Source organism: Variovorax sp. SG517 (assembly GCF_013376045.1).
Lineage (GTDB): Bacteria > Pseudomonadota > Gammaproteobacteria > Burkholderiales > Burkholderiaceae_C > Variovorax.
Genome location: NZ_JABMJG010000001.1, coordinates 859,780 through 880,323, shown reverse-complemented (window position 1 = coordinate 880,323; position 20,544 = coordinate 859,780). Strand labels below are relative to the sequence as shown.

Annotated in this window: 21 protein-coding genes; 6 read left to right on the top strand and 15 right to left on the bottom strand. The window is 69.4% G+C overall.

Annotation, left to right across the window (positions count from 1 at the left end; genetic code table 11):
- Positions 1-56: 56 nt before the first annotated feature.
- On the top strand, positions 57-1,121 hold the full coding sequence (locus tag FHT32_RS04095) for a maleylacetate reductase (RefSeq protein ID WP_176663338.1): 1,065 nt from the start codon (positions 57-59) through the stop codon (positions 1,119-1,121).
- Between the two features lie 9 nt (positions 1,122-1,130).
- Here FHT32_RS04095 and FHT32_RS04090 read toward each other — a convergent pair whose 3' ends face one another.
- Entirely contained in the window at positions 1,131-1,511 is a 381-nt protein-coding gene (locus FHT32_RS04090) for an alpha/beta hydrolase (protein ID WP_176663337.1), read from the bottom strand.
- 120 nt (positions 1,512-1,631) lie between these two features.
- Positions 1,632-3,332 (bottom strand): adenylate/guanylate cyclase domain-containing protein, encoded by a 1,701-nt coding sequence (locus tag FHT32_RS04085; protein WP_176663336.1) that lies wholly within the window; start codon positions 3,330-3,332, stop codon positions 1,632-1,634.
- Between the two features lie 66 nt (positions 3,333-3,398).
- On the opposite strand from FHT32_RS04085, the gene FHT32_RS04080 reads away from it, so the two are divergent.
- Positions 3,399-4,112 carry a Crp/Fnr family transcriptional regulator gene (locus FHT32_RS04080; RefSeq protein ID WP_176663335.1) on the top strand — a complete coding sequence of 238 codons (714 nt, stop codon included), beginning with the start codon at positions 3,399-3,401 and terminating at the stop codon, positions 4,110-4,112.
- A gap of 117 nt (positions 4,113-4,229) precedes the next feature.
- Here the strand turns inward: FHT32_RS04080 and FHT32_RS04075 are convergent, their stop codons facing one another.
- Positions 4,230-4,703 carry a DoxX family protein gene (locus FHT32_RS04075; RefSeq protein WP_176663334.1) on the bottom strand — a complete coding sequence of 158 codons (474 nt, stop codon included), beginning with the start codon at positions 4,701-4,703 and terminating at the stop codon, positions 4,230-4,232.
- Between the two features lie 133 nt (positions 4,704-4,836).
- A complete protein-coding gene (locus FHT32_RS04070) occupies positions 4,837-5,766 on the bottom strand; it encodes a LysR family transcriptional regulator (protein ID WP_176663333.1) in 930 nt (309 codons plus the stop codon).
- Between the two features lie 201 nt (positions 5,767-5,967).
- Here FHT32_RS04070 and FHT32_RS04065 point away from each other — a divergent pair, with 201 nt between their 5' ends.
- The 3 genes from FHT32_RS04065 (at position 5,968) to FHT32_RS04055 (ending at position 9,396) form a co-directional block, all read left to right on the top strand.
- Positions 5,968-7,569, top strand: coding sequence for a glycosyltransferase family 39 protein (locus tag FHT32_RS04065; protein WP_176663332.1), 1,602 nt, complete (start codon positions 5,968-5,970; stop codon positions 7,567-7,569).
- Between the two features lie 135 nt (positions 7,570-7,704).
- Positions 7,705-8,550: an intradiol ring-cleavage dioxygenase gene (locus FHT32_RS04060; protein ID WP_176663331.1), complete on the top strand. Its 846-nt coding sequence runs from the start codon at positions 7,705-7,707 to the stop codon at positions 8,548-8,550.
- 87 nt (positions 8,551-8,637) lie between these two features.
- Positions 8,638-9,396 carry a sulfite exporter TauE/SafE family protein gene (locus FHT32_RS04055; RefSeq protein ID WP_176663330.1) on the top strand — a complete coding sequence of 253 codons (759 nt, stop codon included), beginning with the start codon at positions 8,638-8,640 and terminating at the stop codon, positions 9,394-9,396.
- A 118-nt stretch (positions 9,397-9,514) separates the two neighbouring features.
- On the opposite strand, the gene FHT32_RS04050 is transcribed toward FHT32_RS04055, so the two are convergent.
- From FHT32_RS04050 to FHT32_RS04030, 5 genes are all read right to left on the bottom strand, one after another.
- Positions 9,515-9,874 (bottom strand): DUF1428 domain-containing protein, encoded by a 360-nt coding sequence (locus FHT32_RS04050; protein ID WP_176663329.1) that lies wholly within the window; start codon positions 9,872-9,874, stop codon positions 9,515-9,517.
- A gap of 70 nt (positions 9,875-9,944) precedes the next feature.
- The gene (locus FHT32_RS04045) at positions 9,945-11,411 is read right to left on the bottom strand and encodes a DHA2 family efflux MFS transporter permease subunit (protein ID WP_176663328.1); all 1,467 of its coding nucleotides are present in this window, start codon (positions 11,409-11,411) and stop codon (positions 9,945-9,947) included.
- 35 nt (positions 11,412-11,446) lie between these two features.
- Positions 11,447-11,866: a VOC family protein gene (locus FHT32_RS04040; protein WP_176663327.1), complete on the bottom strand. Its 420-nt coding sequence runs from the start codon at positions 11,864-11,866 to the stop codon at positions 11,447-11,449.
- A gap of 17 nt (positions 11,867-11,883) precedes the next feature.
- Positions 11,884-12,411, bottom strand: coding sequence for an SRPBCC family protein (locus tag FHT32_RS04035; RefSeq protein WP_176663326.1), 528 nt, complete (start codon positions 12,409-12,411; stop codon positions 11,884-11,886).
- A gap of 41 nt (positions 12,412-12,452) precedes the next feature.
- On the bottom strand, positions 12,453-12,890 hold the full coding sequence (locus FHT32_RS04030) for a VOC family protein (protein ID WP_176663325.1): 438 nt from the start codon (positions 12,888-12,890) through the stop codon (positions 12,453-12,455).
- A 135-nt stretch (positions 12,891-13,025) separates the two neighbouring features.
- On the opposite strand from FHT32_RS04030, the gene FHT32_RS04025 reads away from it, so the two are divergent.
- The gene (locus tag FHT32_RS04025; protein WP_176663324.1) at positions 13,026-13,679 is read left to right on the top strand and encodes a TetR/AcrR family transcriptional regulator; all 654 of its coding nucleotides are present in this window, start codon (positions 13,026-13,028) and stop codon (positions 13,677-13,679) included.
- Positions 13,680-13,703: 24 nt separating this feature from the next.
- Here FHT32_RS04025 and FHT32_RS04020 read toward each other — a convergent pair whose 3' ends face one another.
- From FHT32_RS04020 to FHT32_RS03995, 6 genes are read right to left on the bottom strand one after another with little or no spacing between them, the layout of a single operon-like run.
- Positions 13,704-14,195: a MarR family winged helix-turn-helix transcriptional regulator gene (locus FHT32_RS04020; protein WP_176663323.1), complete on the bottom strand. Its 492-nt coding sequence runs from the start codon at positions 14,193-14,195 to the stop codon at positions 13,704-13,706.
- Positions 14,196-14,241: 46 nt separating this feature from the next.
- On the bottom strand, positions 14,242-15,990 hold the full coding sequence (locus FHT32_RS04015; RefSeq protein ID WP_176663322.1) for an acyl-CoA dehydrogenase family protein: 1,749 nt from the start codon (positions 15,988-15,990) through the stop codon (positions 14,242-14,244).
- Between the two features lie 27 nt (positions 15,991-16,017).
- Complete coding sequence (locus FHT32_RS04010) at positions 16,018-17,010, bottom strand: Bug family tripartite tricarboxylate transporter substrate binding protein (protein ID WP_176663321.1); 993 nt, start codon at positions 17,008-17,010, stop codon at positions 16,018-16,020.
- A 41-nt stretch (positions 17,011-17,051) separates the two neighbouring features.
- Complete coding sequence (locus tag FHT32_RS04005; RefSeq protein WP_176663320.1) at positions 17,052-17,816, bottom strand: SDR family NAD(P)-dependent oxidoreductase; 765 nt, start codon at positions 17,814-17,816, stop codon at positions 17,052-17,054.
- 32 nt (positions 17,817-17,848) lie between these two features.
- Positions 17,849-19,702, bottom strand: coding sequence for a feruloyl-CoA synthase (locus FHT32_RS04000; protein ID WP_176663319.1), 1,854 nt, complete (start codon positions 19,700-19,702; stop codon positions 17,849-17,851).
- A complete protein-coding gene (locus tag FHT32_RS03995; protein WP_176663318.1) occupies positions 19,699-20,472 on the bottom strand; it encodes a crotonase/enoyl-CoA hydratase family protein in 774 nt (257 codons plus the stop codon). Before FHT32_RS03995 ends, FHT32_RS04000 begins: the two co-directional genes overlap by 4 nt.
- Between the last annotated feature and the right edge of the window lie 72 nt (positions 20,473-20,544).

Here is a 20,544-nt window from a genome sequence, read left to right as displayed (position 1 = left end):
TTCGTCCAGGCAGACATCGGAGATACCGGAGACACCGGAGATACGGGCACCAAGCCATGACCACACCCTCGTTCATCTACACCAGCGCACCCCAGCGGGTGGTTTTCGGCGCAGGTTCGCTGCAGCACCTGGCCCGCGAGATCGATGCGCTAGGCGCGCGCCGAGCCCTGGTGCTCTCCACGCCCGAGCAGCGCCCGCAGGCCGAGCGCGTGGCCGACATGCTCGGCGCGCATGCGGCGGGGGTGTTCGACCGCGCCGTGATGCACGTGCCCATAGAGACCGCGCGCGAGGCGAGGGAGGTGGCCGCCAAGCTCGGCGCCGACTGCGCCGTGGCCATCGGCGGCGGCTCCACCACCGGGCTGGGCAAGGCCATCGCGCTCGATTCGGGCCTGCCGATCCTTGCCATCCCGACCACTTATGCGGGCTCCGAGATGACGCCGATCTACGGCATCACCGAAGCCGGCATGAAGAAGACGGGCAAGGACGCCCGCGTGCTGCCGCGCACCGTGATCTACGACCCCGAGCTCTCGCTCGGCCTGCCCGTGGGCATGAGCGTGACCAGCGGCATCAACGCCATCGCGCACGCGGCTGAAGGGCTCTACGCGGTCGATTCGAACCCGATCATGGACCTGATGGCGCAGGAGGGCATCGCCGCGCTGGGCCGCGCGCTGCCGGCCATCCGCGCCACGCCCAAGGACCTCACCGCCCGCAGCGACGCGCTCTACGGCGCATGGCTGTGCGGCACGGTGCTGGGCAATGTGGGCATGGCGCTTCACCACAAGCTGTGCCACACGCTGGGCGGCAGCTTCAACCTGCCGCATGCCGAGACCCACACCATCGTGCTGCCGCATGCGCTGGCCTACAACGCTGCGGCGGCGCCCGAGGCCATGGCGAAGATCTCGAAGGCGCTGGCGGGAAGCGGCAGCGCCGCTCAGGCCGTGTACGACTTGGCGCGCGACAACGGCGCGCCGGTCGCGCTGCGCGATATCGGCATGAAGGAGTCCGATCTCGACCTGGCCTGCGAGCACGCGCTCAAGAACCAGTACCCCAACCCGCGCCCGCTGGAGCGCGCGGCGATCCGCGCGCTGCTGCAGAACGCCTGGGAAGGCGTACTGCCCTGAGCCCTTGCGTCAGGGGCGTGCCGCGCTCGGCAGGCTGGCCTGCCGCGTGAACGAAACGCCGGGCTTCTTGTAGGCCGCGGGCACTTCGTCGCGGTAGAAGGCGCGACGGTCCAGGCTCTGCAGCGGGTTGTTGGCGGCGGCCACGGCCTGCTCGCGCACGGTGGCGCGGTCGAGCGTGGAGCTGAAGGCCACGGCGCCTTCGGCTGCGGCGTCCGAATAGCGGTTGCCTTCGCGCGTCGCGGCCACGGCTTCGGCCTTCACGTCGCCGCGGCTGGCGGAAGAGGTGAGGGGCTGCACGCCCTCATAGGTTTCGGCGTGGACCGCGCCCGCTGCGCCGAGCATGGCGAATGCGATGGCGGAGAGAGCGGCGATGCGTTGCTTGGTGTTCATGATGCGAGTCCCTTTGCTGACTGTGTGGGCGGCGGACATTCGTCGTTGCCACGGGATGCAGTGTGAAACCGCATCGTGGTTCGCGATGTGCGTTTGCGCACCGCTTTCGCCAATTGGCAGCTAGAGGGAGGCCGCCATCGTTGTCGCTGTCGCTTGCGGCGCGTACAGCACCGCCAGGGGCTCCGAGCGGCCCCGCACCTTCAGCACCTCGGCCTCGCCCATGGCGTGCGCCACGCCGGCCTGCTCGGCCGCGAAGAGCGACACCACGAGGCGCGAGGCCGCGGTCTTCGAGTGGTCCTGCAGCCGGCTCGCGGTGTTGACCACTTCGCCGATGGCGGTGAAGGTGGTCGTCTCCAGGTAGCCCACCTCGCCCACCGCCGCGCGGCCCGCGTGCAGGCCCATGCCGAACTCCAGCCGCTGGCCGAACTGCGCCTCGAAGCCTTCGCTCCATGCATCCATGCGCTGGCCGATCAGCTCCGTCGCCCGCATCGCCTGCCTGCAGGCGGTGGGCAGGTCGCAGTCGAGGCCGAAGATCGCCATCACGCTGTCGCCGATGAACTGGTTGGGCACGCCGCCGCTTTCGCGCACCGCTGCACCCACGGTGGCGAAGTAGCGGTCGAGCACGTAGGCCAGGTCGAAGGGCCACTGCCGCTCCGACAGGCCCGACCAGCGCCGCAGGTCGACGAAGAGGATCGCCACGTCGCGCTCGCGCCCGAAGCTGCCCACCGGCGCCGGCCGTCCCTCGTTGGGCAGCGGCGCGAACAGCGGTGTGACTTCGATGTCGCCGCGCGGGCGCAGCTGGCAGGCCAGCCGCACGTCGGCCGGCGCGCGCACCCGGTCGAGCGTGCGCCGCTCGTCGCGCCCCACCTCGCCGATGTGCTCGGCGGGGCCGGCCACGCGCACGCGGCAGGTGGAGCAGCGCGCACGCCCGCCGCAGATCGAGACGTGGTCGATGCCGTGGGAGCGGCTCGCCTCCAGCACGCTCCAGCCGCGCGGGACCTGCACCGTGCGGCCAGGGTAGCGCAGCGCCACCTGCGGCTGGCGCGCCCATCGCGAGAAGCCGTTGCGGCCCCAGCGCGCCGCCAGCAGCGCGATCAGCGCCAGGCCGTAGCCCCACTTGATCGCGTTCTCGGCCGTACCCAGCGCCTTGGACTGCTCGGCCGTGGGCAGCGTGGCCGGCGGCACGCCGGTCCACTGGAACTCGCGCCCCATCGAGACGAAGCCCATCGCGGCGGTCAGCGGCAGTACCACCGCCACGGCCAGCAGCAGGTGCGAGAAGCGCCGCCATGCCGGCTTGGCCCGCAGCGCGAAGTGCAGGCCCAGGCAGCCGTGGGTCCAGGCCGCGAGCAGCATCAGCAGTTGCGCGGCGGCGCCCTGCCAGTCCCACAGCCCCCAGACCACGCGCACGTAGGAGCCCTCGATGCCGTAGGCCTGGAAGGCGCCGCGCATGGCGGTGAGGTGCGTGGCCAGCAGCAGCGGCAGCGCGAAACCCAGCGCCACGCGCAGGCCTTCTAGCGGGGGCATGCGCAGGGTGCGCCGTTCCCACAGGGCGACCACCGCCAGCGCCAGGTGCGTGGCGGCCGCGCCATAGAGCAGGGCGGTGCCCGCGATGGTGTGCCAGAACGCCTGCACGCCGCGCAGCATGGTCTCGGCGGCGGCAAACGAATAGATGCCCAGCGAATGATTCAGCAGGTGCAGCGTGACGTAGGCCATCAGCACCAGCCCGCTGGCCCAGCGCAGATTGCGCCGCGTGGGCGGTCTCAGCGAAATCGCGGCGGCGGGGGAGGCGTCGGAGGGGGCTTCAGGGGAACGTCTGGCCATGAACGGGTTCGAAGCGGCACCCGAGCATAATCCGCGCGCCCATCCCCGTTGACCACCGACCCCGGCATGGCCAGACCCGAACCTACCCCCCGTTCCAGCCTTGCGCTGCGCCAGATCGCGCTGCTCGAAGGCCTTTCAGACCAGCGGCTGGACCTGCTGGCCCGGCAATGCCTGTGGCACAGCGTGGAGGCCGGCAAGCCCCTGCTGCTGCGCGCCGAGCAGCAGGGCGAGGTGTTCCTGCTGGTCTCGGGCCGGGTGAGGGTGACGACCTACTCGGCCAACGGCCGGCAGGTGACCTTCCGCGATTCCGAGGCCGGCGAGCACTTCGGAGACATCTCGGCCATCGACGGCGGCCCGCGCTCCGCCGACGTGGTCACGCTGGAGCCCAGCGTGGTCGCGAGCCTCGACCGCGCCTCCTTCATGGCCCTGCTGCGCGACGAGCCCCTGGTGGCCGGCCGGGTGATGCTGCGGCTGGCGACGCTGGTGCGGCAGCTCTCGGAGCGGGTGATCGACCTGAGCACCCTGGGCGTGCAGAACCGGCTGCATGCCGAGCTGCTGCGCCTGGCCCGCGCTGCCGGCGTGGAGGGCAACCAGGCCCGGCTCGATCCGGCGCCCAAGCATGCGGCGCTGGCCAGCCAGATCAGCACCAACCGCGAGCAGGTGACCCGCGAACTCAACGTGCTGGCGCGCAGCGGCGTGCTGCGCAAGGACGACAAGGCCCTGCTGGTCGCCGACGTGGCCCGCCTGGAAGCGATGGTCTCGCAAGTCAGAGGCGATTGAAGCTCTCCCCCAGGCTTCGCGCACTTCGTGTCGCTGCGCCAACCCCCTTCCGGGGGCAACACCTGCGGCCCGGCAAAGCCGGTTCCGCGGTGTTCCACGAATGATTCGCCGGCTTGCTCAGTTCCAGCGGCCCTTGATGCCGCCCAGCGAGAAGCGGCCGGCGCCCAGCAGCACCACGGTCAGCGCGCCGAACAGGTACAGGCCCTGCAGTTCCAGCGCCCAGCCGCCCTGCTTGGTCATCGCGAACAGGTCGGCCATGTGCACCAGGCCGAAGGCCACCAGCATGTTGATGACCACCACGCCCGCGGCGGCACGGGTATAGAGGCCCGCGATCATCAGCAGCGGCGCGACGATCTCGCCGACGTACACCAGGTAGGCGATGCCGCCCGGCAGGCCGGACTTGGCCAGCATGCCGGCGATGAAGCCCACGCCGGCCGAGATCTTGAAGATGCCGTGCAGCAGCACCAGGAAGCCGACCGTCACGCGGATCAGCAGCTTGCCTGAATCGTCCAGCGTGGAGGGGGAGAGGGCGGACAGCGGCGACGCGATCGGCGCACGCGGGGTGTTGGCGGCGGTGGCCTGGGTGTTCATGGCAGATCCTTGCAGGGTGGAAGCGGTGGGTCCGCCGCGGGATGCGACGGTTGCGGTTCCAGTGTGCGGGGCTGCGGAAACGGGGAATGTGCGTTTACGCACATGTTTTGGCCAAAAAGCCCCCGGGGGCTGATCAGTGGGAGCCGAAGTGCGCCGTCCACTTGCGCTCGTATTCCATCTTCTGGAAATGCGCCGCCATGAAGTCGATGAAGCTGCGCACCTTGGCCGACAGGTGCTTGCGGCTGGGGTAGGCGAGGTTGATGGTCAGGTGCGGCAGGTCCCAGTCGTCCAGCGTGGGCACCAGCCGGCCGGCCACGATGTCGTCGTAGACGATGTAGGTGGGCTGCACCAGGATGCCCATGCCGTCGAGCGCGGCCGCGCGCAGCACCTGCCCGTCGTTCGACTCCAGCAGGCCCGTGACCGACACCGTCTGCGTTTCCTCCCCGCGGCGAAAGCGCAGCTCGTTCGGGTTGTTGGCGTGGGTGTAGATCAGCAGCTTGTGCCGCTTCAGCTCTTCCAGCGTCTTCGGAAAGCCGTGCTGCGCGAAGTAGCGCGGCGAGGCCGCCAGGATGCGCCGCGTCTCGCCGAGCCGGCGGATGGTCACGTTCGAGTCGGGCTCGAACTCGCGGGTGCGGATCGCCACGTCGATGTTGTTGTCGATTAGGTCGAAGTAGCGGTTGGCCGCCTCCACGTGCACCGTCACGCCCGGATAGCGCTGCGTGTACTCGCGCAGCAGCGGCGCGATGTGGTGGATCGAGAACGACAGCGAGGCCGTCACGCGCAGCGTGCCCGTGGGGTTGAGCGCGGTGGCGTTCACCGCCGATTCGGCGTCCGACAGGTCGGCCAGGATGGTGCGGGCGCGGCCGCAGAACTCGCGGCCGGTGTCGGTGAGGTAGAGCCGCCGCGTGTTGCGCTCGACCAGCCGCGCGCCCAGCCGTTCTTCCAGCGCGCTCAGGTGGCGGCTCGCGGCCGCGTTCGAGAGGCCCAGCGCCTCGGCCGCGCGGCTCAGGCTGCCGGCATCGGCGATGTGCACGAGCAGGGCGATTTCGGTCCAGCGGTCCATGGGGTTTGTCTCCGGGCTTGCCTGCCGTGCGCGGTTCACGCCGGACCGATCGCGGGGCTGAACCGGGCCCCGGACGCCTGCGGGCGGGCAGGCTGGCGATTCTATGTGGCGCGCACCGGGCGGGCGGTGCCGGGCCGAGTGCTGGGCGAAAGCCGGTTCCAGTCAGGTGCCGTTAGGCCGGAAGCTTTACAAAGGCAGGTAATGAATTCCCGGCCCTTCCTTCCCGGCGCCCGTCCGGCGTCCGCTCTCGCGCGGCATCTTTCCCTGAACGGCGCGGTCGTCATCGCGCTGCTGGCGCTGGTCGCGCTCTGGACGCTGCCCATGGCCGGCTTCTACGAGACGCCGCCTTGGGACAACGTCGAGGAGCTCTTCTGGGGCGGCAGCATGCAATGGGGCTACTACAAGCACCCGCCGCTGCCGAGCTGGCTGATGGGCCTGCCGGTCCTGCTGGCCGGCCGCCAGCCCTGGCTGACCTATGCGGCGGGCGTGGGCTGCGGCGTGGGCGCGCTCTACATCATGTGGCGCTGGTCGCTGGGCATGATGCCGCCGATGCGGGCGGCGCTGGCGGTGTTGCTCGGCTCGCTGGTGACCTACCACGTGCAGCGCGCCACCATCTTCAACCACAACACGGTGCAGCTGCTGCCGATGGCGGGCTACTGGTGGATGCTCTGGCGCGTGCTGCGCACGCCTTCGGCGGGCGGCCGCTTCGACTGGCTCTGGCTCGGCGTGTTCGCGGCGCTGTCGATGCTCACCAAGTACAGCGCCCTGGTGCAGTTCGCGGTGGGTGCGGGCTTCATCGCGTGGGAGGGTTCGTGGCGCGATGCGCGCGTGCGCCGCGACCTGCTGCGTGCCGCCGGCGTGGCGCTGCTGCTGATGGCGCCGCACCTCGCATGGCTGCTGCAGCACGGCGACCAGACCATCGGCTATGCGCGGCATTCGATGCATCCGTCGGGCCCGCTGCTCAAGCACGTGCATCCGCGGCCGCTTCGGATCCTGCTGGTGCAGGTCGCGCGGCTGTCGCCGATGCTCCTCTTCGTGGCCTGGGCCTGGTTCACGCGTGAACGCGGCGCGGCGCAGGAGCAGAAGACGGCGCACGGCGGCTTCGACCGGCGCTTCCTCGCCTGGGCGACCTTCGGGCCGGTGTGCCTGGTGCTGGCGATGTCGGTGCTCTTCAACATGCGCCTCGTAGCTTCGTGGCTCAGCACCTTCTTCCTGCCGGTCGCCGTGTGGGCGGTGATGGCCGTGCCGGGCCTCGAGGCCGAGCGCTGGACGCGCCGCCGATGGGTCGGCACGCTCGTGGCGGCCGCCGTGCTGCACGTTGCCGGCTCGTTCGGCCAGGCCTGGATCGACGGTGTCTGGAGCGCGCGCAACGGCTACATCACGCGCGCCAACCTGCCCTCGGGGCAGATCGCCGAGGCGGTCGAAGCCGTATGGCGCGAGCGCGCAGGCGACCGCCCGCTGCGGCTCATGGTGGGCGACACCTGGTTCACCGGCGCGGTGGTGCTGCACATGGACCCGGACGTGCAGCTGCTGATCGACGGCGACCCGCGCACCTCGCCATGGCTGCCGCCAGATGCGCTGCTGCGCGAAGGCGGCATGGTGCTGATCCTCGACACGCCGGAGTTCCGCTCCGAGGGCGCGCTGCTGGAGCCGCTGCTTGCCACCGCCAGCTGCACCGGCAGCCTGCGCCTGCCCTGGGCGGGCGAGGACGACGCGCGCAGCGTGCGGGTCCGCTGGGGGATCCTGCCTGGCAGCGATGTGCAGGAAGAGCTGCGCAGCTGCCTGCCGCCGGCTTCGCCTTGACGGGGCCCGGGCCCGGCGCCCGACCTTTCCGCTGCACGGAAAAATCATTTGCACCGTGGCGCTTCAAGCGCCGTGTCGCCCGCCCTACAGTTCTGTCCGGTCGATCCTCGACCGGACAACACGGAGACAGCCACGATGCGCAACCTCAACCAGGACAACATCACCCAGGCCGTGCTCGCGCGCTTCGCCGACACGCCCGACCCGCGCCTACGCGAGATCCTGACCAGCCTGGTGCAGCACCTTCACGCCTTCGCGCGCGAGGTGAAGCTCACCGAGGACGAGTGGTTCCAGGGCATCCAGTACCTCACGGCCACTGGCCAGAAATGCGACGACAAGCGGCAGGAGTTCATCCTGCTGTCGGACGTGCTGGGCTTGTCGATGCTCACCATCGCGATGAACAACGACAAGCCGGCCGGCTGCACCGAGGCCACCGTGTTCGGCCCGTTCTACTTCGAGGGCGCGCCCGAGTACGAGCACGGCGACGACGTGGCGAACGGCGCCGAGGGCGAGCCCTGCGACGTGTTCGCCACGGTGCGCGGCCTCGACGGCGAGCCTGTGGCTGATGCGGTCGTCGACGTGTGGCAGGCCGACGCGGGCGGCCACTACGACGTGCAGCACGCCGGGCTCGACCACGCGGAGAACCGCGGCACGCTGCGCACCGGGCCCGACGGCTCGCTGCATTTCCGCAGCGTGGTGGCGGTGGCGTACCCGATCCCCGTCGACGGGCCGGTGGGCGACCTGCTGCGCGCGACGAAGCGTCATCCGTGGCGGCCCGCGCACCTGCATTTCAAGATCGAGGCACCGGGCTACGAGCGGCTCATCACGCACGTGTTCCGCGAGGGCGACGAGTACCTCGATTCGGACGCGGTGTTCGCGGTGCGCCAGTCGCTGGTCGCGCCGTGGAAGAAGCAGGACAACGGCCGCTGGCGGCTGGACTTCGACTTCGTGCTCAATCCGCTGAAGCAGCCGGCTCACCGGTAGCCCGTAGCGGGCACGCCCCGTGCCATCCTGCTACGCTCGGAAGGCAAGCCCGCCCCTCAGGCGGGTTTTCTCTTGCCTTCCTTCCCCATGGCTTTTCCCCTGATCACCGACCCGTACTTCTACGCGGTCGCCATTCCCGCCGTGCTCCTGCTCGGCATCAGCAAGAGCGGCTTCGGCGCGGGCTTCGGCTCGCTGGCGGTGCCGATGATGGCGCTGGCCGTCACCGTGCCGCAGGCGGCCGCCATCCTGATGCCGTTGCTGCTGCTGATGGACGTGCTGGGCCTCGCGGCGTTCCGGCGCGACTTCGACCGCTCGCTGCTGAAGTTCCTGATTCCGTTCGGGCTGCTGGGCACGGTGATCGGCACGCTGCTGTTTCGCGTGCTCCCGGCGCACACGGTGGCGGGCATCGTCGGCGTGTTCACGCTGCTGTTTTTGGCGCAGCGGCTGCTCTTTCCACCCAAGCCCGACGATCCGTTGCCCTCGCGCGGCGTCGGCGCGGTGCTGACGACGGTCTCGGGCTTCACCAGCTTCATCGCGCACGCCGGCGGGCCGCCGATCAACGCCTACGTCATTCCGCTGCGGCTCTCGCCGGTGATCTTCACGGCCACCATGGCCTATTTCTTCTTCGTGGTGAATCTCAGCAAGTGGATTCCCTACGCGTGGCTTGGCCTGCTCGACTTCCGCACGCTCGCCACCTCGCTGGTGCTGATGCCGATCGCGCCCTTCGGCGTGTGGGTCGGCATCCGCATCGCGCGGCGCATCGATGCGACATGGTTCTATCGCTTCGTCTATCTGGGCATGTTCCTGACAGGCCTCAAGCTCGTCTATGACGGCTTCCTGGCCTGAGGCCGGCGAAGCGAGGCCTTTTCGCGAACACCGCGGAACCGGCTTTGCCGGGCCGCAGGTGTTGCCCCCGGTAGGGGGTGGCATAGCGACACGAAGTGCGCGAAGCCTGGGGGCGAGCCTAGAACTCGACGATGCTCTTGAAGCCGCCGAAGATCATCCGCTTGCCGTCGAAGGGCATGGTCTTTGGGTCCATCCCCGCGATTCGCGGGTCGGCCATGACCTTCGCGTTGACGGTGTCGCGGTGCTTGCGCGACTTGTAGACGATCCACGAGAAGGCGACGGTCTCGTCGGGCTTCTGCTTCACGCTCTGCGGAAATGAAGTGAGCTTGCCCGGCTTCACGTCGTCTGCGATGCACTCCACGTATTCGAGCGCGCCGTATTCCATCCACACCTTGCCGGCCTTGCGCGCGAGCTTGCGGTAGGCCTCGACGTTGGCCGTGGGGATGGCGATGATGAAGCCGTCTACATAGCGAGCCATGGTTGTTCTCCTGAATAGTCTGTGGAACCGTTGAAGAAAGAAGACCGGCGGTTGCATGGCGCGTTGCCGCTCATTGCGATGCCGCCGTTCCCTGGGGTGCCGCTGTTTCTTCGTTGTTCTGCGTCTGCCCCGGCATGGCGGAGCGAAGCAGCAAGGCACCGAGCAGGCCCGCCACCGCCGCGAACACGGCACCGACGAGGAACGCGAGGTTGTAGCCGCCGGTGAGTGCCAGCGGCAGCTGCGCGCCGGCAGCTTCCATCGACGCGGAGCGCGCGGCCGCGGCGCTGGCCAGCACGGCCAGGCCCAGCGCGCCACCCATCATGAACGAGGTGTTCACCACGCCCGAGGCCAGGCCCGAGTCGGTGGGGCTCACCTCGCTCATCGCGGCCAGCAGCACGGGGTTGAAGGCCATGCCCGCGCCCAGGCCCAGCAGCATCATGCCGGGCAGCACGTCGACCACGAAGCTGCCGTTGACCGGCGCGCGCGCGAACAACGCCAGCCCGATGGCCGCGAGCCAGAGCCCCGCCGCCAGCGGCTTGCGGATGCCGAAGCGCATGACGATCTTCGCCGAGAGGCCCAGCGAGAACACCGCCATGATGATGTTGGCCGGCAGGAAGGCCAGGCCGATCTGCATCGGCGTGTAGTTCAGCACCAGCTGCATGTAGAGCGCCGAGATGAAGAACCACGCGAACATGGCCGCCGCCCACAGCACGCCGACCACGTTGGCCACCGACACGCTGCGCAGCTTGAACAGGCCCAGCGGCATCAGCGGATGCTGCACGCGCGCCTCGATGGCGATGAAGATCACCAGCAGCACCACGGCCGCGCCCAGCAGGCCCAGCGTCTGCGTGGAGCCCCAGCCGGCCTCGTTGCCGTTGACGACGCCGTACACCGCGAGCATCAGCGACAGCGTGACGGTGATGGCGCCCGCCACGTCGAGCTTCTCGCCGTGCGCATGGCCGCGCGCGCTGGGCAGCAGCGCCACGCACAGCGCATACACCGCCACGCCGATCGGCAGGTTCACCAGGAAGATCCAGTGCCAGCTCAGCGTGCTCGTGAGCAGGCCGCCCAGCAGCACGCCGATGCTGCCGCCGCCGGCGCACACGAAGCCGTACACGCCCATCGCCTTGGCGCGGTCGGCCGGCTCGGTGAAGAGGTTCATGATGAGCGAGAGCGAAACGGCCGACACCACAGCGCCGCCCAGGCCCTGCACCGCGCGCGCCGCCACCAGAAGGCCCTGCGAGGTCGAGACCCCGCAGGCCAGCGATGCCAGCGTGAACAGCACCAGGCCCGCGAGGAACACGCGGCGGTGGCCGTACAGGTCGCCGAGCCGGCCTCCGAGCAGCAGGAAGCCGCCGAAGGTCAGCATGTAGGCGTTCACCACCCAGACCAGCGAGGTCTCGGTGAAGCCCAGGTCGGTGCGGATCGAGGGCAGCGCCACGTTCACGATGGTGGTGTCGAGCACGATCATCAGGACGCCGAGGCACAGCACCATCAATGCGAGCCAGCGCTTGCGGCTGTCGAGTTGGTTGGTCATGGGAAGCGAGGTTTCTTTTGGAAGGAGGGAACGGCTCAGACCAGCGGCTTGCCGCCGTTGATGAGCCACGGGGTGCCGAAGCGGTCGGTCACCATGCCGAAGCCTTCGACCCAGAAGGTCTTCTCGAAGGGCATGCCGACATGGCCGCCCTCGGCGAAGGCGTCGAAGACGCGCCGGGCCTCGGCCACGGTCTCGATGGTCAGCGCAACGCCGAAGCCCTTCATGCCTTCGTAAGGCTGGCCGGGCATGGAGTCGGAGGCCATCAGGATGCCGCTGCCGTAGGCGAGCGAGGCATGCATGAGGCGCTTCTTCGCCTCGGGCGGGAACTGTTCGGTGTCGGGCGCTTCGCCGACGGTCATCATCATCTGCATGGTGCCGCCCAGCGTCTTCTCGTAGAAGCGCATGGCCTCGGCTGCGTTGCCGTCGAAGGTGAGGTAGGCGTGGATGTTGGGCATGGTCTTTCCTTTAGCGGTTACTTTTCGGTGGCGGCCTTCAGGTTGGCAAGACCCGTCTCGAAGTCCTTGCCGATCATCTGGTCCATGTTGAAGAAGATGCCCATGAGCTTGGCGACGTACGGGCTCGGGCCATGCATGGCCCAGGTGACCTGCGTCGCGCCGCCCTGGGGCTGCAGCGTGAATTCAGCGGTGTTGTGGCCCTCGAAGGGCTTGATGAAGTCGAGCTTGATCGCGACCTTCGACGAAGGCGCCGACTCCACGATCTCCATGCGGCCCGCGCCCGCCTTGTCGTTGCCTTCCCACGCATAGGTCGCGCCCTTGCCGCTCGCGCTGCCGCCGAAGCTGCGCTTCATGGCGGGGTCGAGCTTCTCGTAGGGCGACCAGGCGCCCCAGCGGTGGAAGTCGTCGATCAGCGGAAAGATCTTCTCGGCCGGCGCCTCGATGCGCGCGGTGCGTTCGACGCGGAAGGTGTCGGGCCGGGTGGCCGCGTAGATCAGCAGCGCGGCGATCGCGAGCAAGACGACGAGGGCGATTTTCTTGAGCATGGGGGAGCTTTCTCTGGAGATCGGGGCGATGGAAAGGCCGGTCAGCCCGGCTGCGCGACGACCAGCAGCCAGCCTACGCCGAAGCGGTCGGTCAGCATGCCGAAGTTGGAGGTGAAGAAGGTCGGGATCAGCGGCTGCATGACCTGGCCGCCTTCGGCCAGCGCGTTGAACCACTTGACGACCTCGGTGTCGGTGTTGGCGGTGAGGGCGAGCATGACGCCTTCGAACTTCGGCTGGCCCGAGCAGCGGCCGTCGGAGGCCATCAGCTCGGTCTCGCCGATGCGGAACACCGCGTGCATCACTTTCTCGGCATCGGGCATGCCGCCGGCGCAGCCGGCTTCCCCGTTCTCCGAAGGGGCGCCCGCGGGCGCTTCCTTGTAGCGCATGAGCTGCGTGACCTCGGCGCCGAGCGCCTTCTTGTAGAAGCCGAGCGCTTCATCGCAGCGGCCTTCGAACGAGAGATACGACTGGACTTTCATGACGATTCCTTTGGATTGGTGAGGTGACTCGGAGGCCCGCCGGTGTCATGGGCCGCAAACAATCGGATTACTTTGTGTACACCGTCCACAAAGAATAACAGGGATAATGGACAGTGTCCACATGGGAATGAAGAAATGAAGCTCAACAACGTCCCCGACAGCCTGCCGCCCGCGCGCAGCACTTATCGCCACGGCGATCTGCGCCGTGCGTTGCTGGAAGCAGGCATCGAACTGGCCCGCGACGGCGGTCCCGACGCGGTCGTGTTGCGCGAGGCCACCCGGCGTGTCGGCGTGGTGCCCAATGCGGCGTATCGGCATTTCGGCAGCCGGCAGGAGCTGCTGCTCGCGGTGCGCGAGGCGGCACTGGCCGCAGCCGCGCAGGCGATGGAAAAGGAACTGGCGGCCCAGCCCTGCGACCAGCCTCCCGCCGACTTCGCGCGCGGGCAGTTGCGCGCCATCGGCACCGCCTACCTGCGCTTCGCCCAGGCCGAGCCGGGCCTCTTCCGCACCGCCTTCGTGATCTCCGACGAGGGCCGCGGCGAACTGGGCCCCGGCAAGGCCGGCGAGAGCGGGCTCGATCCGTTCCAGCTGCTGGGCAAGGCCGTCGACCGGCTGGTGGACGCCGGCGTGCTCGACCCGGCGCGGCGCCCGAATGCGGAGTACTGCGCCTGGAGCGCGGTGCATGGGCTGGCGCTGCTCATCATCGACGGGCCGCTGCGCGAGATCCCGCCCGATGCGGCCTACAAACTGGGCCAGCAGCTCATCGACATGGTCGAGCGGGGCCTCTGAGACCGGTGCCGCTACAGACTGCTTCTACAGATAGATCTTCTGCAGCAGCCGTATCAGCGTCTCGCGCTCCCGCGCGGTGAGCTTGGCGCTGGCATCGGCCTCCAGCTGGGTTACGGTCTGCTCCGCTTCGCGGATCAGTGCCTCTCCGGCGGCAGTGAGATGCAGCCCGACGGCACGCCCGTCGTGCGGATGAGGGCGGCGCTCGATCAGTCCCCGGCTGTCGAGCGTGGCCACCAGGCTCACCAGGTTGGGCGGCAGGATGTCCAGCGCATTGCACAGCTGCCGCGAGGTGGCGCCCGGGTTGTGCGCCAGCAGCGACAGCACCGAGAAATCGATCTGCTTGAGCCCGTAGGGCGCCATGCGCTCGGCAAAGAAGGCGCTGACGATCAGCCAGGCCCTGCGGGCGTTGTAGCCGACCAGGGTTTCGAGCATGCGTGCGTCGAGCCGCTCCGGCTTGCCTTGCGGCGCCGCAGCCTGCTCGCCTTTTGCGGAGGCGGATTTCGGGTTGGAGGCCATGGCCCGAGCGTAACCGCGGCCGCGCTGCAACGAGAGCTTCGAGTGGCTAGTTGGAGACAGCGCCGGCGGGCGCGGCCGCATGCGTCAGGGCGACGGTTTCGCAGGCCTTCTTGACGATGCCCATGCGCATCTCGAATTCCGGAAGCACCCAGCGCCGGAAGGCGGCCGCAACGCGCGCCTTTTCCGCGTTGCCGGGCGATGCCGCCTCGATGCGCGCCCAGGCCCACGCCATCATCGCGAGCATGGTCGCGCGCAGGTAGTCGTCGGCCACCTCGTAGGGCAGCACCGGGTTGGCATGCGCCGCCATTGCGACGGTGGTGCCCATGTAGCGCAACTGCGCCAGCCGGCGCTGCACGTCGGCATCCGCCTCGCGAGAGGCGTCCAGCGTGTCGCGCAGCTCCAGCAGTACGCCCGACATGGCTGCGCCGGCGTCGGGCAGCACCTTGCGCACCAGCAGGTCGATGGCCTGGATCTCGTTGGTGCCCTCGTAGATCATGGTCACGCGCGAGTCGCGCACGATCTGCTCGATGCCCCACTCGCGCACGTAGCCGTGGCCGCCGAACACCTGCAGGCATTCGCTCGCGCCGTGAAACGCCTGGTGCGTGCATGCGGCCTTGAGCACCGGCGTGACCAGCGAGCACCAGCGCTGCGCGCGTTCGCGGGCCTTGGGGTCGGCGTCGTGCGCGGCCACGTCGAGCATCAGCGCGCTGCGGTAGGCGACGGTGCGCGCGCCGTCGATCCAGGCGCGCTGCGTGTCGAGGATGCGGCGCACCGCGGGATGCTCGGCGATCAGGTCGGCGCTCTCGCCGCCGCGGCTAGCGGGCACCGGGCCCGGCGCGCGCATCTGGCGGCGTTCGGCGGCATAGGCGTCGGCCTTCTGCCAGGCGGCGTCGAGCAGGCCGATGCCCTGCAGCGCCACGTGCAGCCGAGCCGAATTCATCATCACGAACATCGCGGCCAGCCCGCGGCCGGGTTCGCCCACCAGCCAGCCGGTGGCCTCGTCGAAGCGCATAGTGCAGGTCGGGCTGCCGTGCAGGCCCATCTTTTCCTCGATGCGCTCGCAGTGCACCGCGTTGCGCGTGCCGTCGGGCAGCAGCTTGGGCACCAGCACCAGCGACAGGCCCTTGGGGCCGGCGGGCGCATCGGGCAGGCGGCACAGCACGAGGTGGACGATGTTCGGCGTCAGGTCGTGCTCGCCGCCCGAGATGAAGATCTTGCCGCCGCTCACGCGCAGGCTGCCGTCGGCCTGGGGCACGGCACGCGTGCGCACCTGGCCCAGGTCGCTGCCCGCGTGGGCTTCGGTAAGGCACATGGTGGCCAGCCATTCGCCGGTCGCGATCTTCTGCAGATAGCGTTGCTTCAGTTCCTCGCTGCCGTGGTGCTTGAGGCAGGCGTACGCGCCGTGCAGCAGCCCCGGCGCCATCGTGAGGCCATGGTTGGCCGCGGCCAGCCACTCATAGAGCACGGCCTCGAGCACCGCCGGCAGGCCCTGGCCGCCGTCTTCCGGCGCGGCCGAGAGAGCGGGCCAGCCGCCGTCGACGAAGGCCTGGTACGCCTCGCGAAAGCCCGGCGGCGAGGCGACCTCGCCATCGGCGAAGCGGCAGCCGGTTTCATCGCCGCCACGGTTGATGGGCGCCACCACCTCGCCGACGAAGCGCCCGGCTTCCTCGAGCACCTGCGACTGCAGCGACTCGTCGACCTCCGCGAAGGGGGCGAGGGCGGCCAGGCGCGCGGGCGCGTCGAGCACTTCGTTCAGGATGAACCGGACGTCTTCGGGGCGGGGCTTGTAATCCATCGGGGCAGCGAAACCAGGGAAAGTGAATCAGGACTCGGCCGTGAAGCCGATCTTCTTGACCAGCGGGCCCCAGCGTTCGTATTCGGACTGCAGCGACTTGCGCATGTCTTCCGGCGAGGAACCCTGGGCGAGAAGCCCGACCGACAGCAGGCCGTCGGCCACGGACTTGTCCTTCAGCGCGGTCTGGATCGCCGCGCTCGCGGCCGTGATGACGGCCGTGGGCGTCTTCGCCGGCGCGAAGAAGCCGAACCATTCGTCGGCCACGATCTCGGGGAAGCCCTGTTCGGTGAAGGTCGGCACATCGGGCAGGTAGGCCGCGCGCTGCGAGCCCGACATGGCGAGCACGCGCAGCTTGCCGGCCTTGGCGAAGGGAATGGCGTCGCCGGCGGGTGTCATGCTCGAGGCGATCTGGCCGCCCACCACGTCGTTGATGGCCGGCAGCGAGCCGCGGTAGGGCACGTGGCGCAGGTCGGTGCCGCTGTTCAGGCCCAGCAGCGCGCCAAGGAAGTGCGGCGTGGAACCCGCGCCCGGCGAGCCGTAGCTGGCCTGGCCGGGGTTGGCCTTGGCCCATGCGATGAAGTCCTTCAGCGTCTTCACGCTGGCGGGCACGGCCGGGCCGACGGTCAGCGCGTGCGTCATCACGGCGCCGATGGAGATCGGCGCGAAGTCGGCCATGCCGTAGCCCAGCTTGGTGTAGATGTGCGGGTAGATCGACAGCGCCGAAGCCTGCGCGAGGCACAGCACCGAGCCGTCGGCCGCCGAGCTCTTGAGCGTGTCGAGCGCGATGCGCCCGCCGGCGCCCGGCTTGTTCTCGACCACCGGGTTGACCTTCGTGAAGGGCGTGTCGCCGAGCTTCTCGGCCACGCGGCGCGCCACGCTGTCGCCGGCGCTGCCGGCCGGGAAGCCGTAGTAGATCTTCACTACCTGCTGCACCGCCTGGGCGAGCGCGGCGAAGGGATGCAGGGCGGCGATGGCGGCGGTGCCGCCGAGCGCCGCCACGAAATGGCGTCTGTTGGTCATGGTCTTGTCTCCTGGTTTGCGGTGGCTGACTGGAATCTGGATCAGCGCGGCGCCATGCGCAGCGCGCCGTCGATGCGGATCACCTCGCCATTGAGGTGGCCGTTGGTGACGATGTGGCAGGCCAGCTCGGCGAACTCCGAGGGCTTGCCCAGGCGCGGCGGGAAGGGGATCGCCGCGGCCAGCGACTGCTGCACCGGCTCGGGCAGCTCCAGCAGCAGCGGCGTGGCGAAGATGCCCGGCGCCACGGTGCACACGCGGATGGCGTGCTGCGCGAGGTCGCGCGCCATCGGCAGCGTCATGCCGACCAGCCCGCCCTTGGAGGCGCTGTAGGCCTGCTGGCCCACCTGGCCGTCGAAGGCGGCGACCGAGGCGGTGAAGAGCATCACGCCCTTCTCGCCGTTGTCGAGCGCGTCGAGCTTCGCGCAGCGCGCGGCGAATAGGCGCGCCATGTTGTAGCCGCCGATCAGGTTGATGTTGACCACGCGCACGAAGTCTTCCAGCGGCGCGGGGCTGCCGTCCTTGCCGACGATGCGCTTGGCGCTGCCGATGCCGGCCACGTTCATCAGGATGCGCGCGGGGCCGTGCGCGGCCTCGGCCTTGTCGAGCGCGGCGACCACGCTGTCGGTGTCGGTGATGTCGCAGGCGCAGGCGACGCCGCCGATGTCCGCCGCCACCTTTGCGGCGAGTTCGGCGTTGCGGTCGAGCACCGCGACCTTCGCGCCCAGCCGCGCGAGCTCGCGCGCGGTGGCTTCGCCCAGGCCCGATGCGCCGCCCGTGACCAGTGCGGCTTGTCCTTCGATCTTCATTTGTTCGTCTCCAGGAATGTTCGGAATGAAGCTCAGCGCGGCTTCAGGGTGAAGGGCAGGCTGCCGTCGTGCATGGCCTCCGCCAGCGCGGCGCGGTGCTTGAGCACGGAGCGCTGGTTGATGGAGCCCTTGTCGGTGACCTCGCCCTTGTCGATGGACGGCGGCTCGGCCATCAGGTGCAGCCGCGCGATGCGGTTGGCGCTGCCGGTGGCGCTGGCGGCCAGCGTGTCGACCACCTGCTGGAAGTGCGCTTGCACAGGCGCGCTCTCGAGCACCTCGCGCATGGTGGCGCCGGCCGGCAGGCCAGCGAGCTCGCGCACCTTCTGCGTCGGGAAGACGAGCGCGCCCACTTCCTTCAGGTTGATGCCGGTCAGCACCGCGTCCTGCACGTAGGGCGCGCCGGCCGCGATGATCTTCGCGCGCATCGGGCCCACGCTCACGAAGGTGCCGGTGGCGAGCTTGAAGTCTTCCGCGATGCGGCCGTCGAAGCGCAGGCCGCGGTGGATGTTGCCCTCGTCGATCCACTTCACCGCGTCGCCGGTGGAGAAGAAGCCTTCCTCGTCGAAGGCCTCCGCCGTGGCCTCGGGCGCGCGCCAGTAGCCGGGCGTGATGTTGGGGCCGCGGTAGCGCACCTCGGTCTTGCCGTCGACCTCGATCAGCTTGAGCTCGATGCCCGGCGCGGGCAGGCCCACGTCGCCCGACTTCACGTCGGGACCGGTCACGTAGAGCGCGAAGGGACCCGATTCGGTCATGCCGAGGCCCGTGCCCATCACGATGCGCTCGCCGACCTCCGACTCCTGCGTGCGGTGCAGGCTGTCCCACACGGGCTGCGAGAGCGCCGCGCCCGAGTAGAAGAACATCTTCACGCGCGACAGCAGGTTGCGGCGCAGCACCGCGTCGGTTTCCATCGCCTGTGCGATGGCCTCGAAGCCGGTGGGCACGTTGAAGTAGATGGTGGGCGCGATCTCGCGCAGGTTGCGCAGCGTTTCGGCCATGCCGGCGGGGGTGGGCTTGCCGTCGTCGATATAGAGCGTGCCGCCGTTGTCCAGCACGATGCCCACGTTGTGGTTGCCGCCGAAGGTGTGGTTCCAGGGCAGCCAGTCGACCAGCACGGGCGGCTCGTCGCCCAGGGCGGGGATCGACTGGCGCAGCTGCTGCTGGTTGGCGCACCACATGCGGTGCGTGTTGATGACGGCCTTGGGCATCTTGGTGGAGCCCGAGGTGAAGAGGAACTTGGTGATGGTGTCGGGGCCAGTGGCGCGCATCGCCGCGTCGATGGCGGGCGTGGCGGGCGTCGAGGCCAGTGCGTCGAACGCGGTGACGGGCCGGCCCTCCAGCGTGCCTTGGGCCAGCACGACTTCGGTGTCCGCCGGCACGACCGCCGCGATCGCCTTGGCGAAGCGCGCCGCGTCGCTCGCGAACACGAGGCCGGGCGTGAGCGTGTCGAAGACGTGGCGCAGCTTCTCGAAGTCCTGGCTCACCAGCGAGTAGGGCGGCGACACGGGGCAGTAGGGCACGCCGGCGTAGAGGCAGCCCAGCGCCATCAGTGCGTGCTCGATGCCGTTCTCGCTGAGGATGGCCACCGGGCGGTCGGCGTTCAGGCCGCGGTCCAGCAGGGCCTGTCCGATACCGCGTGCTTCCTTCAGCGCCTGTGCGTAGCTCACGCGCAGCCAGTCGCCGGTGCTGCCGTCGGCCAGGCGTTCGCGGCGGGCGATGAAGGTGTGGTCGGGCGTGCGCTCCGCCCAGTAGGCGAGGCGGTCGGTCATGCGCTCGCGGTAGGGCTCGAGCTGCGTTTCGGCCGTCAGGTACTGCGTGCCCGGCGCGCCGTCGCGCAGCACGGCGCGCGTCACGCCGAAGACCAGCGGGCGGTATCGGATGGCGCTCATCCCTTGCTCACTTTCGCGCCGCGCCCTTCGAGGAAGTCGCGCACGCGCTGCTTGGCTTCGGGCGCGGCCTGCGTGATGCCGGAGATCAGCGCCTCGGTGAAGAAGCCGTGGTCGGCAGACTGCTCGGCAATGCGCGGCAGGGCGTGCATCAGCGCGTAGTTGGTGAGCGGCGCGTTGGTGGCGATGCGCTTGGCGAGTTCGAAGGCCTTGTCGAAGGCCTGCCCCTCGTCGACGAGGTACTGCGCGAAGTTGGCGCGCTCGCCGTCTTCGGCGTTGTAGACGCGGCCGGTCATCATCATGTCGGTCATGCGGGCCACGCCGATCAGCTTGGGAATGCGCACCGAGCCGCCGCCGCCCACGAAGATGCCGCGCGAGCCCTCGGGCAGCGCATAGAAGGTGGTGCTGTCGGCCACGCGGATGTGGCAGGCGCTGGCCAGCTCCAGCCCGCCGCCGACCACCGCACCGTGCAGCGCCGCGATCACCGGCACCGGGCCGTGCTGGATCAGGTCGAGCGCGGCGTGCCACATGCGCGAGTGCTGCATGCCCTGGCCGGCGTCGCGCTCCTTCAGCTCGCTCAGGTCGAGGCCGGCGCAGAAGTGCGGTCCTTCGCCGTCGATCACGGCTGCGCGCACGCTGGAGGGCAGTTGCTCGAAGGTGTCGCGCAGCGCGAGGATCAGTCCGTCGGACAGCGCATTGCGCTTGGAGCCGCGCGTGAGGCGGACGATGGCGACTTCGTCGCGGATGTCGAGTTGGAGGTCTGGATGGGTCATGATGAGTCCGGGGTTGCGTCGAATTATGGTTATGGGAAATAATCAATTCAAGGAATTTGGAGCCCCAGAGAC

Excerpts from the sequence above, each read along its gene's own strand:
- FHT32_RS04095 (WP_176663338.1), top strand. The coding sequence starts at position 57 with ATGACCACACCCTCGTTCATCTACACCAGCGCACCCCAGCGGGTGGTT.
- FHT32_RS04090 (WP_176663337.1), bottom strand. The coding sequence starts at position 1,511 with ATGAACACCAAGCAACGCATCGCCGCTCTCTCCGCCATCGCATTCGCC.
- FHT32_RS04085 (WP_176663336.1), bottom strand. The coding sequence starts at position 3,332 with ATGGCCAGACGTTCCCCTGAAGCCCCCTCCGACGCCTCCCCCGCCGCC.
- FHT32_RS04080 (WP_176663335.1), top strand. The coding sequence starts at position 3,399 with ATGGCCAGACCCGAACCTACCCCCCGTTCCAGCCTTGCGCTGCGCCAG.
- FHT32_RS04075 (WP_176663334.1), bottom strand. The coding sequence starts at position 4,703 with ATGAACACCCAGGCCACCGCCGCCAACACCCCGCGTGCGCCGATCGCG.
- FHT32_RS04070 (WP_176663333.1), bottom strand. The coding sequence starts at position 5,766 with ATGGACCGCTGGACCGAAATCGCCCTGCTCGTGCACATCGCCGATGCC.
- FHT32_RS04065 (WP_176663332.1), top strand. The coding sequence starts at position 5,968 with ATGAATTCCCGGCCCTTCCTTCCCGGCGCCCGTCCGGCGTCCGCTCTC.
- FHT32_RS04060 (WP_176663331.1), top strand. The coding sequence starts at position 7,705 with ATGCGCAACCTCAACCAGGACAACATCACCCAGGCCGTGCTCGCGCGC.
- FHT32_RS04055 (WP_176663330.1), top strand. The coding sequence starts at position 8,638 with ATGGCTTTTCCCCTGATCACCGACCCGTACTTCTACGCGGTCGCCATT.
- FHT32_RS04050 (WP_176663329.1), bottom strand. The coding sequence starts at position 9,874 with ATGGCTCGCTATGTAGACGGCTTCATCATCGCCATCCCCACGGCCAAC.
- FHT32_RS04045 (WP_176663328.1), bottom strand. The coding sequence starts at position 11,411 with ATGACCAACCAACTCGACAGCCGCAAGCGCTGGCTCGCATTGATGGTG.
- FHT32_RS04040 (WP_176663327.1), bottom strand. The coding sequence starts at position 11,866 with ATGCCCAACATCCACGCCTACCTCACCTTCGACGGCAACGCAGCCGAG.
- FHT32_RS04035 (WP_176663326.1), bottom strand. The coding sequence starts at position 12,411 with ATGCTCAAGAAAATCGCCCTCGTCGTCTTGCTCGCGATCGCCGCGCTG.
- FHT32_RS04030 (WP_176663325.1), bottom strand. The coding sequence starts at position 12,890 with ATGAAAGTCCAGTCGTATCTCTCGTTCGAAGGCCGCTGCGATGAAGCG.
- FHT32_RS04025 (WP_176663324.1), top strand. The coding sequence starts at position 13,026 with ATGAAGCTCAACAACGTCCCCGACAGCCTGCCGCCCGCGCGCAGCACT.
- FHT32_RS04020 (WP_176663323.1), bottom strand. The coding sequence starts at position 14,195 with ATGGCCTCCAACCCGAAATCCGCCTCCGCAAAAGGCGAGCAGGCTGCG.
- FHT32_RS04015 (WP_176663322.1), bottom strand. The coding sequence starts at position 15,990 with ATGGATTACAAGCCCCGCCCCGAAGACGTCCGGTTCATCCTGAACGAA.
- FHT32_RS04010 (WP_176663321.1), bottom strand. The coding sequence starts at position 17,010 with ATGACCAACAGACGCCATTTCGTGGCGGCGCTCGGCGGCACCGCCGCC.
- FHT32_RS04005 (WP_176663320.1), bottom strand. The coding sequence starts at position 17,816 with ATGAAGATCGAAGGACAAGCCGCACTGGTCACGGGCGGCGCATCGGGC.
- FHT32_RS04000 (WP_176663319.1), bottom strand. The coding sequence starts at position 19,702 with ATGAGCGCCATCCGATACCGCCCGCTGGTCTTCGGCGTGACGCGCGCC.
- FHT32_RS03995 (WP_176663318.1), bottom strand. The coding sequence starts at position 20,472 with ATGACCCATCCAGACCTCCAACTCGACATCCGCGACGAAGTCGCCATC.